Origin of the sequence: Bradyrhizobium sp. PUT101, assembly GCF_052043945.1 — a bacterium.
Taxonomy (GTDB): domain Bacteria; phylum Pseudomonadota; class Alphaproteobacteria; order Rhizobiales; family Xanthobacteraceae; genus Bradyrhizobium.
Genome location: NZ_CP197207.1, coordinates 2695472 through 2709618 on the forward strand (window position 1 = coordinate 2695472; position 14147 = coordinate 2709618).

Annotated in this window: 12 protein-coding genes; 8 read left to right on the plus strand and 4 right to left on the minus strand. The window is 65.2% G+C overall.

What is annotated here, in order from left to right:
- Positions 1 to 198 precede the first annotated feature (198 nt).
- The gene (locus ACSHT2_RS13315) at positions 199 to 1122 is read left to right on the plus strand and encodes an ABC transporter ATP-binding protein (protein WP_440641961.1); all 924 of its coding nucleotides are present in this window, start codon (positions 199 to 201) and stop codon (positions 1120 to 1122) included.
- Complete coding sequence (locus ACSHT2_RS13320) at positions 1119 to 1880, plus strand: ABC transporter permease (protein ID WP_028178298.1); 762 nt, start codon at positions 1119 to 1121, stop codon at positions 1878 to 1880. The genes ACSHT2_RS13315 and ACSHT2_RS13320 overlap by 4 nt, the downstream gene beginning before the upstream one ends.
- Positions 1881 to 1936: 56 nt before the next feature.
- Here ACSHT2_RS13320 and ACSHT2_RS13325 read toward each other — a convergent pair whose 3' ends face one another.
- Positions 1937 to 2263: a hypothetical protein gene (locus tag ACSHT2_RS13325; protein WP_440641962.1), complete on the minus strand. Its 327-nt coding sequence runs from the start codon at positions 2261 to 2263 to the stop codon at positions 1937 to 1939.
- A gap of 329 nt (positions 2264 to 2592) precedes the next feature.
- On the opposite strand from ACSHT2_RS13325, the gene ACSHT2_RS13330 reads away from it, so the two are divergent.
- The gene (locus tag ACSHT2_RS13330; RefSeq protein WP_440641963.1) at positions 2593 to 3378 is read left to right on the plus strand and encodes a L,D-transpeptidase; all 786 of its coding nucleotides are present in this window, start codon (positions 2593 to 2595) and stop codon (positions 3376 to 3378) included.
- A gap of 98 nt (positions 3379 to 3476) precedes the next feature.
- Complete coding sequence (locus ACSHT2_RS13335) at positions 3477 to 4412, plus strand: glycerophosphodiester phosphodiesterase (RefSeq protein ID WP_440641964.1); 936 nt, start codon at positions 3477 to 3479, stop codon at positions 4410 to 4412.
- A 150-nt stretch (positions 4413 to 4562) separates the two neighbouring features.
- Here ACSHT2_RS13335 and ACSHT2_RS13340 read toward each other — a convergent pair whose 3' ends face one another.
- The gene (locus ACSHT2_RS13340) at positions 4563 to 6842 is read right to left on the minus strand and encodes a fused MFS/spermidine synthase (RefSeq protein ID WP_440641965.1); all 2280 of its coding nucleotides are present in this window, start codon (positions 6840 to 6842) and stop codon (positions 4563 to 4565) included.
- A 230-nt stretch (positions 6843 to 7072) separates the two neighbouring features.
- Between ACSHT2_RS13340 and ACSHT2_RS13345 the strand changes: the two genes are divergently transcribed.
- On the plus strand, positions 7073 to 8683 hold the full coding sequence (locus ACSHT2_RS13345) for a phytoene desaturase family protein (protein WP_440641966.1): 1611 nt from the start codon (positions 7073 to 7075) through the stop codon (positions 8681 to 8683).
- Positions 8684 to 8969: 286 nt separating this feature from the next.
- On the opposite strand, the gene ACSHT2_RS13350 is transcribed toward ACSHT2_RS13345, so the two are convergent.
- Positions 8970 to 9125 carry a Flp family type IVb pilin gene (locus ACSHT2_RS13350; RefSeq protein WP_440642831.1) on the minus strand — a complete coding sequence of 52 codons (156 nt, stop codon included), beginning with the start codon at positions 9123 to 9125 and terminating at the stop codon, positions 8970 to 8972.
- A 163-nt stretch (positions 9126 to 9288) separates the two neighbouring features.
- Here ACSHT2_RS13350 and ACSHT2_RS13355 point away from each other — a divergent pair, with 163 nt between their 5' ends.
- On the plus strand, positions 9289 to 10176 hold the full coding sequence (locus ACSHT2_RS13355; RefSeq protein ID WP_440641967.1) for a 50S ribosomal protein L11 methyltransferase: 888 nt from the start codon (positions 9289 to 9291) through the stop codon (positions 10174 to 10176).
- A 112-nt stretch (positions 10177 to 10288) separates the two neighbouring features.
- Here ACSHT2_RS13355 and ACSHT2_RS13360 read toward each other — a convergent pair whose 3' ends face one another.
- Entirely contained in the window at positions 10289 to 10468 is a 180-nt protein-coding gene (locus ACSHT2_RS13360) for a hypothetical protein (protein ID WP_319328299.1), read from the minus strand.
- Positions 10469 to 10653: 185 nt separating this feature from the next.
- On the opposite strand from ACSHT2_RS13360, the gene ACSHT2_RS13365 reads away from it, so the two are divergent.
- Positions 10654 to 12483 carry an aminopeptidase P family protein gene (locus ACSHT2_RS13365; RefSeq protein ID WP_440641968.1) on the plus strand — a complete coding sequence of 610 codons (1830 nt, stop codon included), beginning with the start codon at positions 10654 to 10656 and terminating at the stop codon, positions 12481 to 12483.
- Between the two features lie 238 nt (positions 12484 to 12721).
- The gene (locus ACSHT2_RS13370; RefSeq protein WP_440641969.1) at positions 12722 to 13996 is read left to right on the plus strand and encodes a multidrug effflux MFS transporter; all 1275 of its coding nucleotides are present in this window, start codon (positions 12722 to 12724) and stop codon (positions 13994 to 13996) included.
- Positions 13997 to 14147 lie beyond the last annotated feature (151 nt).

Sequence of the window (14147 nt, forward strand, 5' to 3'; positions counted from 1 at the left end):
GTGAGCGACAATCTTCGCAGCAAGCCGTGACCATCGCGCAACACTTGCCCGGAACATGCCACTGAATGGCCTGTTTTGAGACCATTTTTCTCCGGGGAATTGCGGGCCAACAACAGCGTTCCTATTTCAGGGCTCCGCCGACCCGCCTTTCCGAGTGGGTCCGGCGTTCCCCTTTCCCTCCCCAGCCCGCCGGCCATCATGTCTTCCATCATTTCCGTCGCCAATCTGTCGAAGACCTATGGGTCCGGCTTCAAGGCGCTCAAGAACGTCAATCTCGACATCAAGCGCGGCGAGATTTTTGCGCTGCTCGGCCCCAACGGGGCCGGCAAGACCACGCTGATCTCGATCATCTGCGGCATCGCCAACCCGAGCCAAGGCAAGGTTTTGGTCAGCGGCGAGGACATCCAGACCTCCTACCGCAAGGCGCGCTCGCTGATCGGCCTCGTGCCGCAGGAATTGCATACCGATGCCTTCGAGAGCGTGTGGGCGACCGTGAGCTTCTCGCGCGGCCTGTTCGGCAAGCCGAAAAATCCCGAACATATCGAGAAGGTACTGAAGGACCTCTCGCTGTGGGACAAGAAGGACAGCAAGATCATCACGCTCTCCGGCGGCATGAAGCGTCGCGTGATGATCGCCAAAGCGCTGTCGCACGAGCCGCAGATCCTGTTCCTGGACGAGCCCACCGCCGGCGTCGATGTCGAGCTGCGCAAGGGCATGTGGGAGGTGGTGCGCGGGCTTCAGCAGTCCGGCGTCACCATCATCCTCACCACGCACTACATCGAGGAGGCCGAGGAGATGGCCGACCGCATCGGCGTCATCAACAAGGGCGAGATCGTGCTGGTCGAGGACAAGACGACCTTGATGCAGAAGCTCGGCAAGAAGCGCCTGACGCTGCATCTGCAGGGCAAGATCGTCTCGCTGCCGGAGAGCCTTCGCCACTATGAGCTCGAGCTCTGCGATAACGGCGCGACGCTGGTCTACGACTACGACACCCAGGGCGAGCGCACCGGCATCACCAGCCTGCTCGGCGACCTCCGCACCGCCGGCATCCGCTTCAACGACCTCGACACGACGCAATCGTCGCTCGAGGACATCTTCGTCGATCTCGTGAGGACGTCATGAATCACCGCGCCATCCGCGCCATCTACCTGTTCGAAATGGCGCGCACCTGGCGCACGCTGCTGCAAAGCATCGTCTCGCCTGTGGTCTCGACTTCGCTCTATTTCGTGGTGTTCGGCGCCGCGATCGGCTCGCGCATCAGCCAGGTCGAGGGCGTCAGCTACGGCACCTTCATCGTGCCGGGCCTGATCATGCTCTCGGTGCTGACCCAGAGCATCGCCAACGCCTCCTTCGGCATCTACTTCCCGAAATTCACCGGCACGATCTACGAGATCCTGTCGGCGCCGATCTCCTATTTCGAGATCGTGCTCGGCTATGTCGGCGCCGCCGCGACCAAGTCGATCATTCTGGGCCTCATCATCCTGGCGACCGCCGGCCTGTTCGTGCCGCTGCACATCCAGCATCCGGTCTGGATGCTGGCCTTCCTGGTGCTGACGGCGGTGACGTTCAGCCTGTTCGGATTCATCATCGGCATCTGGGCCGACGGCTTCGAAAAGCTGCAGATGATCCCGATGCTGGTGGTGACGCCGCTGACCTTCCTCGGCGGCAGCTTCTATTCCATCGACATGCTGCCGCCGACCTGGCGCACGGTCGCGCTGCTCAACCCGGTGGTCTATCTGATTTCCGGCTTCCGCTGGAGTTTCTATGAGATCGCGGACGTCAGCATGTCCGTCAGCATCGGCATGACGCTGGCGTTCCTGGTGATCTGCCTGGTCGTGATCTGGTGGATCTTCCGGACGGGATACCGGCTGAAGAACTGATTGCCGTCGTCATTCCGGGGCGCGCGCAGCGCGAGCCCGGAATCCCGCCGGTCGACTCACCGATAGCAATGGAAGCGGTGATGGCGGTCGTAATATCCGCGACAGCGGTGACGGTAGTGGCGGTGGGGAATGCCGAGCACGCCCTCGACTGCACCGACGGCCCCGCCAACGCCGGCGCCGACGACGCCGCCGACTGCGCCGCCCACGGGCCCGCCGATGCGGTTGCCTTCATAAGAGCCCTCCTGCGCACCGCGCACGATGCCCTGGGCATGACTGACTTGCGGTAGCGCCAACAACGCCAGCAGGATGGCGGCGGCGGCGAACAGCAGGCGGACGGGCAGACTGGCCGGCAATGGCGCGGCGGCGAGACGGGCTTTGTTCATTTTCGGTCCCCAGGGGAAGGAAAGAGGTAAACGGCGGCGGACGTGCAGCCTGTCGAGACAGGACATCACCAACGCGCCGCGCGGCGGAATGGTTGCGCCTTTGTGACGAATTGTCGACGTTGTGAACGCGCCTCCGCTCGCGAAAATGTCAGCGCTGCCGCGCGTGGCGCGGCACAGAGCGGCCTTGCTTACATCAGGCATCGCGTTAACGATGGGCCGGCAGCTCGCTGGAACGAAAGCCGGATTGCAGGCATATTGCACGCCGGGGACGGAGAGCCGCGGCGACTAGCGTGGACAGGCCGGAGGCCGAGATTGATATGCGTTTCCAGATGCGTTCATTTTTCATTGCTTTCACCTCATCTCTGCTTTTGAGCGCGGGTGCCGCGCAGGCCAAGGTCGAGATCACCGTCGACAAGGACAATCAGCAGATGACCGTCGCCGTCGACGGCGTCGCGCGCTATCACTGGCCGGTGTCGACCGGCATCCCCTCGCGCGAGACGCCGAACGGCGCGTTCCGCGCCTTCCGCATGGAAGAGGATCACTATTCCAAGGAATTCGACGACGCGCCGATGCCGCACGCGATCTTCTTCACCAAGGTCGGGCACGCCATCCACGGCACGGACTCGGTCGGCCGGCTCGGCTCTCCCGCCTCCCATGGCTGCGTGCGGCTGTCACGCCAGAATGCCTCGACGCTCTATGCGCTGGTTCAGCAGCAGGGCGTGCTCAACACCACGGTGACGCTGACCGGCTCCGCGCAGGTGGCACTGGCCCGCAATCCGCGCGGCCGCAACGCCAATGCGGTGGCCCGCGCACCGCAGCCGGCTGAAGAGCAATACGCGACCGCCGGTGATCCCGTGAACCTGGCGCCGCCGGCGCAGCCCGCGCGCCGCTACATGCCGCAGGACGACAACTACATCTATCCGGCCGATGGCAGCGACACCGGCGCGCGCTATCCGGCGCCGCGCTCGGCCACCCGCCCGCTCTACGACACGCAGGTCTATCAGCAGCAGCAGCCGCGGACCTATTACGACCAGGGCTACGGCCAGCAGGGCTACTACTACCAACCGCAGCCCCGGCAGTATTACCAGCCGCGCGGCCATTACTATCAGAACTGACGCGGCCACCATCAACCGCCCTCGCCGGCCGAGGCACCATGAAGTCACGTGCCACGACCATTCTGATTGCGCTGTGCGTTATGATAGCGGGACGGGCCATGGGATCCGATGTGGCCTTCAATCTCGAGGCCCATCGCGGCGGGCGGGCGCTGTTGCCGGAAAACACCCTGCCCGCATTCGCCAATGCGCTGTCGATGGGTGTGGACACGCTGGAGCTCGACGTCGGTGTCACCGCCGACGGCGAAATCGTCATCTCGCATGAGCGCGGGCTCAACCCCTATCTCGCACGTGGCCCCGATGGGGCCTATATCACTCCGCCCGGCACGCCTTTCGTAAAACTGCGGCTCGACGAGGTCAGGACCTATGACGTCGGCCAGATCCGGCCGGACAGTGCCTACGCAAAACAGTTCCCCGACCAGCGGGCCGTGCCGGGGACACGCATTCCCACCTTGCGCGAGCTGTTCGCGCTGGTGCGCAAGTCCGGCAACACGCACGTGCGCTTCAACATCGAGACCAAGATCGATCCCAACCATCCAGATGAATCGCCTGATCCGCAGGCCTTCGTCGCGAAGCTGCTCGGGGCGATCGAGACCGAAGGAGTCTCCGACCGCATCATGATCCAGTCGTTCGACTGGCGTACCCTGCTTCTCGTCCAGCAGCAGGCACCGAAGATTCCGACCGTGTACCTGACGCTCCAGCGCGGCTCGGGCCAGACGGTGGCACGCGACAAGGCGACGAACTGGACGGCGGGGTTCAGCCCGGCCGATCACGGCGGCTCGCTGCCACGGTCGGTCAAGGCTGCAGGCGGCGCGATCTGGTCGCCTCATTTCGGCGATGTGACCGCGTCACTGGTCACCGAGGCCCATGAGCTCGGATTGCGCGTCGTGGTCTGGACGGTCAACAAGCCCGAGGACATGGCGCGCATGATCGAGCTCGGCGTCGATGGGATCATCTCGGACAGGCCGGACCTGCTGCGGCAGATCGCCGGCGAGAAGGGGATCGCGCTGCCGGCGGGCACGCCGGTGGAGCCGTAAACCCAGATCTCGTGTCCCGGACGCGACGCAGCGCGTAGCGGTGCGGCGCAGAGCCGGGACCCAGAACGCCGCGCCATGGGCCCCGGCTCTGCAGCGCACCACTTCGTGCTGCACTGCGTCCGGGGCACGAGATCACTTGAGGCGCGAAGCCTACTCCCCGTCCCGCAATCGCCGATACAGCGCGCCGAGGATATTCGAATAGTCGTCGGTCCAGACCCGCACCCTGTCATCGGCTTCGGTCTGTACCCATTGCTTGGAGGATGCGAGCCTGCCGATGTCGGCCTCCTCGCGCGCGGAGATGACGACGTCGGTCGAGAAGATGTAGTCGGAATCGCGCCCGGAATCCTCGTTGAAAACCCAGCTCTCGAGATCATTGGCGTCCGCAATGCCGACCACGACGGTCTCGAGATCCAGATGCCGGTTGGAGACGTGCATCACCACCGCACCGTGCGGCGCGAGCTTGTCCTTGTAGATCATCATCGCCTCTTCGGTCGCAAGGTGGATCGGGATCGCATCGGACGAATAGGCATCGACGATGATGAGATCATAGGCGCCGTCGGGCTCCTTCGCGAAGGTGAGGCGCGCATCGCCGATGACGGGCTTCATGTCCGGCATGCAGCTCGAGATGTAGCGGAAATTCCTGGGGTCACGCGCCGCGTCGACCATGGACTGGTCGATCTCGAAGAAGGTCCAGTTCTCCCCCGGCTCGGCGGCGCAGGCGAGCGTGCCGGAGCCGACGCCGATCGCGGCGACCTTGAGCGGCGCGCCCTTGCGCTCGCGAATGGCACTGACAGCCTGACCGATGCCGCCGTCCTTGTGATAATAGGTGATCGGCTCGGGCCGGCCGATGACCGACGTGCCGTCATTGTTGCGGAAGCGCTCGGCGCCATGAATGGTGGTGCCGTGCATCAGCACATGGAAATAGCCGCCCGGCGTCACCACGATCTTGTGCACGCCGAAGAAGCTGCGCACCGTCGTGACGCGGCCTTCGTCCGCGGGATAAACACGGATCAGCGCCAGCGCGAGCGCGACGGTGGCAAAGATCTTCCAGCGGCCGGCATCGAGGATCAGCGCGAGCAGCGCTGCGAGCACGCCGACGGCGCCGGCGACCCAGACGCGGTGATCCTCGAACCAGGTCGAGAGGTCGCCCGTCATATATGACGGCGCAATGAGCACCACCGCGAGCGCGGCGAGCGCCAGCCAGTACCATTTGACGATGCCGGCAAGGCGTTCGTTCGCGGAGGGGCGGCACAGCGCGGCAAGCGCGATCAGGATCGGATATTCGGCGATCCACGAGAAGGTGAATGGAGCAACGAGGCCGGCAAAGAGGCCGCCGACCATGCCGCCGAACGACAGCGCGACATAAAAGCCGGTGAGATATCTGGCGGCCGGCCGCGTCCGCGCCAATTCGCCGTGGCAGGCCATGGCGATGACGAAGAAGCACAATTGATGACCGCCGAGCGTCAGCAGCAGATTCTGCTCGCCGCCGAAAGCCAGCAGCACGACGACGCCCGCAATGGCGACCGGTTGGAGCATCAGCATCCATTTGTGCGGCAGCAGCGGCCGCGACTGGAACACCACGACCCAGGTCAGCAGATACAGCGACAGCGGCAGCACCCACAATAGCGGCGCCGCCGCGACGTCGGTCGAGATGTGTGCGGTAACGGCGATGAGCAGGCCCGACGGCACCGCGGCGAGGAAGATCCAGCGCAGCCGCGTCACAAGGCCGGGCGCGGGCGCATTCACGTCCTCGGCCCGCGCATCGGCCTCCGCCAGCTTCGGCGAACGCAACAACAGCACGCCGCAGGCGCCGATGAGAAGGATCAACAGGCCATAGAGGCCGGTCCAGAACCGGTTCTGCATGTGCAGCGTGAACATCGGCTCGAGCAGGAACGGATAGGACAACAGTGCGAGGAAGCTGCCGATGTTGGAGGAGGCATAGAGGAAATAGGGATCGTGCCCGGCGGGATGGCCGGTGCGGACGAACCAGGCCTGCAGCAGCGGATTGTTGGCGGCGAGCGCGAAGAACGGCAGCCCGATCGACACCACGAACAGGCCGAGCAGCCAGAACGCATAGCCCGAAGCGGGCGGCTCGCCATAGGCGGAGGCGATGCCGAGCGGCAGCGTGGCGAAGGCTGCGATCAGCAGCGCCATATGCACCGCGACGGGAACGATGCGGCGCCGCACCTGCATCAAGAGATGCGCGTAGGCGTAACCGGCCAGCAGCAGCGACTGGAAGAACACCATCGCCACCGACCACACTGCCGGCGAGCCGCCGAGCCGCGGCAGCACCATCTTCGTGAACAGCGGCTGCACCGAGAACAGCAGCAGCGCGCTGACGAAGATCGCAGCAGTGTAGACCGTCAGCAGCAGCCGGTTGCGCGACGACGAAGGCTGCTCCGTGGCGGCGGGTTGCACGATGGAATCCATGAAAACTCCGGCTCGAACCCGGCGGGCGCCGGACCGCGCGCAATGGAGCACACCGCGCCTGAACGGGCAATAAAGGGGCGCGTGATGTTGCAGCGAGGAATGCTTGATGTAGAGATGTCATTCCGGGACGGTCCGAAGGACCAGACCTCAGGTGCGCAATTGCGCACCGGGGAACCTCGAGATTCCGGGTTCGATGCTGCGCATCGCCCCGGAATGACGCCAAGGAAGTCATGAGCGAAACCGACGTCGTCATCATCGGCGCTGGCCACAACGGCCTCACTTGTGCGGCCTATCTCGCGATGGCGGGCCTGCGGGTGCGCGTGGTCGAGCGCCGCAAGGTGGTCGGCGGGGCCGCAGTCACGGAGGAGTTTCATCCGGGATACCGCAATTCGGTCGCGGCCTACACCGTGAGCCTGCTCAATCCGCAGGTGATCCGTGACCTCAAGCTCGCCGAGCACGGCCTGCGGATCGTCGAACGGCGCGCGCAGAATTTTCTGCCCGCGCCCGACGGCAGTTATCTCCTCACCGGCGAGGGGCGGACGAAAGCGTCAGTCGCCCGGCTCAGCGCGCATGATGCGGAGGCCCTCGACGGCTTCTCGCGCGAATTGGAAGACATCGCCGACGTGCTCAGGCAATTCGTGCTGCGCGCGCCGCCGAACCTGCTCGACGGATTTGGCACGAACGCGATTCGCGAGGCCGTGAATGCACTCCAGAGCGCCAACATCCTGCGCGGTCTCACATTGGAGCAGAGCCGCAGCCTGCTCGATCTCTTCACCCGTTCGGCCGGCGAAATGCTGGACGAACGTTTCGAACATGATCTGGTCAAGGCGCTGTTCGGCTTCGATGCCATCGTCGGCAACTATGCCAGCCCCTACGCCGCCGGCTCGGCCTATGTGATGCTGCATCATGCCTTCGGCGAGGTGAACGGCAAGAAGGGCGTCTGGGGCCACGCCATCGGCGGCATGGGCGCGATCACGCAGGCGATGGCGCGCGCGGCACGCGACCGGGGCGTTGCCATCGAAACGGATGCCGGCGTCCGTGAGATCATCGTCGAGCGCGACCGCGCCGTCGGCGTCGTGCTGGAGAACGGCGACACGATCCGCGCGAAATACGTCGCGGCCAATGTCAATCCAAAGCTGCTCTACACGCGGCTGGTCGCGGCCGACGCTCTCCCTGCGGACTTCCTCGCCCGCATCCGGCACTGGAAGAACGGCTCCGGCACCTTCCGCATGAACGTGGCGCTGGACCACCTGCCCTCCTTCACGGCGCTGCCGGGCGAGGGCGATCATCTCTCTTCCGGCATCATCCTGGCGCCGAGCCTCGACTACATGGACCGCGCCTGGCTCGATGCGCGGGCGCAGGGCTGGAGCCGCGAACCCGTCGTCGAGATGCTGATTCCCTCGACGCTCGACGACACGCTGGCGCCCGCAGGCAAGCATGTCGCGAGCCTGTTCTGCCAGCACGTCGCCCCGGAGCTTCCCGATGGAACCTCGTGGGACGACCATCGCGAAGAGGTCGCCGATCTCATGATCGCGACGGTGGACAAATACGCGCCCGGCTTTGCGGCGAGCGTGCTCGGCCGCCAGATCCTGTCCCCGCTCGATCTCGAACGGCAGTTCGGATTGCTGGGAGGCGACATCTTCCACGGCGCGCTGACGCTGAACCAGCTGTTCTCGGCGCGGCCGATGCTGGGCCATGCCGATTATCGCGGGCCCCTGAAGGGCCTGTACCATTGCGGCTCCGGGGCCCATCCCGGCGGCGGCGTTACCGGCGCCCCCGGCCACAACGCGGCGCAGGCGATCCTGCGGGATCACCGGTCGCTGTTCAGAAGCCGTGGATAGGTCTGTGGATTGCTTGTGGACAGGCTGTCGAAAGGTCTGTGGTCGGGCGGAGGATGCCTGGGCAAGACCGTCGGGGCCGATCCTGGGGAAAGCCGGTGGAAAATCGTAGGGACAATTGCGGGAAAAGCGGTGGATAGGGTCCCGGCAAGCCCGCGGAAAACCTGTGAATATCCGCAGAGAACAGATGCTGCAGAAACGACCTCGCCCGCCAGGGAATTCCCTGGCGGGCGGTGATCAGGAATAGCCTCTGCGAAAAAACAGCCCCCTTGGGAAATGGAGGCGGAAATTACTTCAAGGAGGTGCTAATCGAACCGAACTTCTCGTTCATGGTGGTGCCCAGGCCGTTCACCACGGTGATGATCGCCAGGGCGATACCCGCGGCAATCAGACCGTACTCGATCGCGGTTGCACCCGACTCGTCCGACCAGAACTTCTGAACCATGTGCTTCAAGACTCGCCTCCGTTTCAACTCCAAGCTGTGCTAGCTGGATTCAACACTAGAGAATGTACAGGGTGGAACCTTCGGTCCAGTGAATCCGGGAACCGCAAATTGTCGGGAACATTGGCACCAAAAGCTCCAAAAATTGAACTCAACGGAACCTTGAATGCAGCCTTCCCCCACCCATCGCGCCAGCTTTTCAATCGGCAGCGAGGCCGACGCCAGGCGCGTCGTCGACGTGCTCACCGAGGTGTTTTTCGAGGGCGATGCGGCGGTCGCGGCCTTCGAGCGGCCGGACGGACAATGGGACGTCACGCTCCATTTCGCCGAGGCGCCGGATCAGGCTTGGCTGCGCGAATTCGTTGCAGTTTCAGCAGGAAATGAGATTGCCGAGACGCTCACCTTCGACATCGTCGAGGCCAAGGACTGGGTCAAGGCCAGCCTGGAGGATCTCGTCCCCGTCCCGGCCGGGCGCTTCGTCGTGCACGGCAGCCATGACCGCGACCGAGTGGCGCCGAACAAGCAGGCCATCGAGATCGAGGCGGCGCTTGCCTTTGGCACCGGCCACCACGGCACGACGCGTGGCTGTTTACTTCTGCTTGACCATGTCCTGAAGAGTTCCCGGCCGCGCTACGTGCTCGACCTCGGCACCGGGACCGGCGTGCTGGCGATTGCAGCGGCGAAGGCGCTGCATCGCGCCGTGCTTGCCTCCGACATCGATCCGCCCTCGGTGCGGGTGGCGGCTGAGAACGCCTCGCTGAACGAGGTCGGCAACAATGTGCGGGTGATCCGCGCCACGGGGTTTGCTGCGCCGGATTTTGCGCGCGCGGGCCCCTTCGACCTGGTGCTCGCGAACATCCTTGCCAATCCGCTCCGGCAATTGGCGAGCCCGATGGCAAGGCACCTTGCGCCTGGCGCCCGCGTCATCCTTTCCGGCCTGCTGACGCACCAGGCCCCCGCCGTGATCGCCGCCTATCGCGCGCGAGGCCTCGTGCCGCTGAAGCATCTGCGGATCGAGGGGTGGAGCAGTTTGTTGCTGCGGAAGGTAGGGTGAGCGAGGTGACGCGGGGCAGGAAGAGCGAAGCAGGTCAATCCAGAATCGCGGAATGATGGTGGGCACGGCGCTTCGCGCCCTTTGCCCGCCCGACGGAATCGCCGTTGCCGCCCTACTCCGCCGGCTTCTCGTCGCGGCGCATCACGGGCTGATCCTGCAAGGTGCGCCTCGCGCGGCGCTCGGCGAAACGGTCGATCATCTGGCTGATGAGGCCGCGCGGCTTCTTCGGTGGCGTTGCAGCCGGGCCGCGGCGCGCCGGCGGCGAAATCTTCTCAAACGTGAACGCTGGCATCGTGTGTCCCCTCGCCGTTGAGATGAACCACTTGCTCGAATTTCCCTGTTATCCGGATGAAGCTCAACTGCCGCATCCTACTCCACTCGATTCGAATGGAACCATTTCAAGCACAGTCCATGCCAGATGCGACGCAAATGCGTCGAGATTGCGGACTGATCCCCATGATCCTAAAGTGATCCACCATGTTCGAAGCACACTTCCAGACATTCGAGGAGCCGGAGGCCGGCGTCGCATTGACGGCACGGCTGGCCGCACTTCGCGAAGAGCTCGCCCGTCGCAAGCTGACCGGCTTCGTGATTCCACGCGCTGATCAGCAGCAGAACGAATATGTGCCGCCATCGGAAGAGCGGCTGGCCTGGCTGACCGGCTTTACGGGCTCGGCGGGGCTGGCAGTGGTGCTGCCCCGAGAGGCCGCGGTGTTCGTCGACGGCCGCTACACGCTTCAGGCTGCCAAGCAGGTCGATGCAAAGGCCTGGGCCGTGGAATCGCTGATCGACCCGCCGCCGGAGAGCTGGGTGGCGGCGCATCTGAAAGCCGGTGACCGCCTTGGATTCGATCCATGGCTGCACACTTTTGCGGCAGCCGAACGCCTGTCCGCAGCCTGTACCAAGGCCGGCGCCGAGCTGGTCGCCGTCGACAGCAATCCGATCGACGCGATCTGGCACGACCGGCCGCAGCCGCCGCTCGCTCCCGTCGCCGTGCACGGCCTCCAGCATGCCGGCGTCACTGAAGCCGAGAAGCTGACGCAGATCAGGGGCGAGATCGCCAAGCTCGGAACCGATGCGCTGGTGCTGTCGGACAGCCACGCGGTGGCCTGGGCCTTCAACATCCGCGGCGCCGACGTCGCGCACACGCCGCTGCCGCTGTCCTACGCGCTGGTGCCGAAGGACGGCCGTCCCACCATCTTCATCGACCACCGCAAGCTCTCCAATCTCACGCGGGACCATCTCGAGCAGTCCGCCGACGTGCGCGAACCGGACGCCATGGCGCCGACACTGATGGCGCTCGCCAAAAGCGGCGCGGCGATCGCGCTCGACAACGCCACCGCGGCCGACGCGCTGAGCCGGCTGATCGCGGGCGCCGGCGGCAAGCCGGTGCGCGGCAGCGATCCCGTGGCACTGCTCAAGGCGGTCAAGAACGCGACCGAGATCAAGGGCACCAAGACGGCCCATGTGCGCGACGCCGTGGCGCTGGCGCGCTTTCTCGCATGGATCGATCGCGAGGCACCAAGCGGCAAGCTCACGGAGATCGACGCGGTCGAGGCGCTGGAAACATTCCGCCGCGATACCGGCGCGCTCAGGGACGTGTCGTTTCCGACCATCTCCGGCACCGGCCCGAACGGCGCCATCGTGCACTACCGCGTCACGCGCAAGAGCAACCGGCGGATCGAGCCCGGCGACCTGCTGCTGATCGATTCCGGCGCGCAATATGAAGACGGCACCACCGACGTCACGCGGACCATGGCGGTCGGCGAGCCCACGGACGAGATGCGCGACCGCTTCACCCGCGTACTGCGCGGCCATATCGCGATTGCGCGCGCGGTCTTCCCCGACGGCACCACGGGCGCGCAGCTCGACACGCTGGCGCGGCAATATCTCTGGGCTGCCGGCCTTGATTTCGAGCACGGCACCGGCCACGGCGTCGGCAGCTATCTCTCGGTGCACGAAGGGCCGGCGCGGATCTCGAAGCTCGGCACCACGCCGCTGAAGCGCGGCATGATCCTCTCGAACGAGCCCGGCTACTACAAGGCGGACGGTTTCGGCATCCGCATCGAGAACCTCGAGCTGGTCGTCGCCGCCGAAATCAAGGGCGCCGAGAAGCCGATGAACGCGTTCGAGACGCTCACCTTGGCACCGATCGACCGCCGGCTGATCGATGCGGCGATGCTGAGCCGCGATGAGCTCGACTGGCTCAATGCCTATCACGCCCGCGTCCGGGCCGAGGTGCGGCCGGCGCTGGACGAGGCGACGAAGGCCTGGCTCGATCAGGCGACCGCGGAGCTGAAGGCCTGATCACTCATTCCGAGCCGCATAGCACTACGCGATCAGCGCAACGCTGCTTCCCCATATCCCCCTTCTGTCTCTGGAATACTGGATTCCCCGCCTGCGCGGGGAATGACACCTGCTTTGTCGCGCAAGCAGCGCGCCCAATCATAGCCATCCCGGAATCCGTATAGCCGCATTCCGAAACGCCGATATCCGTCTTGCGCGGGCGCGCTACAGTCGATTCGAATTCGAGAGACGGACACGTATGCACGGCATGATCAGCAAGCCGCCGGAAGCGGCCACCAACATCGCGACATCGCGCGTGGTGTTGCTGCTGCTGGTCGTGATGACCGGGATCGCGCCGATCTCGCTCTACATGCTGGTGCCGGCGCTGCCGGTGCTGGCGACGAATTTCGGCAGCGACATCTCGATCGCGCAGATGACGGTGTCGCTCTACATGGTCGGCATCGCGCTGTCGCAGCTGATCATGGGGCCGCTGTCGGACCGGTTCGGACGGCGCCCGGTGCTGCTCGGAGGACTGGCGCTGATGGTCGTGGCCAGCGTCGCCTGCATCTTCGCGCAAAACCTGCCGCAGCTGATCGCGGCACGCTTCTTCCAGGCGCTGGGCGGCGCCGCCGGCATGGTGGTGAGCCGCGCCATCATCCGCGACATCTACGAGCGGGATCGCGTCGCCTCGATGATCAGCCTCGTCATCGCGGCGCTGATGATCGGGCAGATGGTCTCGCCGCTCACCGGCGGCCTGATCGAGACTGCGTTCGGCTGGCGGGCGATCTTTTACGTCATCACCATCGCCGCGATCGTCGTCGCCGTCGGTATCGCGGTGGCGCTGCCCGAGACCCGCCGCAGCCGCGCCGCCGGCGCCGGCTTCCGCGGCGACGTCGGCATGCTGATCCGCAATCGCGCCTTCGTCGGTTATGTCATGTGCCAGGTGCTGGCTTCGCAGATCATCTTCACCTTCGCCGGTGGCGGCCCCTACATCGTGGTGATGCAGATGGGCCGCAGCAGCGCCGAGTACGGCGCCTGGTTCGCAACGACCGGCTTTGCGTATTTGATCGGCAATCTGCTCTGCGTGCGCTTCGCGCCGCGGCACTCGCTGGAGAAGCTGATCTGGTTCGGGCTCGGCCTGCAACTCTGCGGCAGTCTGCTGAACCTGCTGTGGAGCTTCGCCGGCTGGAACGAAGCGCCCGCCTGGCTGTTCGGCACGCAGATGATCGTGATGGTCGGCAATGCCTTCGTGATGGCGAATTCCGCCGCCGGCGCGATCAGCATCCGCCCGGAAGCGGCCGGCACCGCCTCAGGTGCGATGGGCTTCCTCCAGCAGGGCATCGGCGCGCTGATGTCGCAATTCGGCGCCTATCTCGGTGGCCACTCCGCCACGACGCTGCCGCTCACCGCCGCGGTCCTCGTGATCTCGCTGCTCGGCGCCTGCGTGATGATCTTCGTCGTGCCCCGCCGTGAGGTGGTGGTGAGCGATACGCTAATCGAGCAGGCGGAGGAAGACGAGGCGGGAATGATGTGAGAGGTGGCACAGTACGTGCCCCAACCTCGCTGTCATGCCCCGGCTTGACCGGGGCATCCAGTACGCCGTGGCGCCAGTAGTAATAGCGAGATCTCCAACGCAGGACTCTGGAATGCTGGATCGCCCGGTCAAGGCCGGGCGATGACAGCGA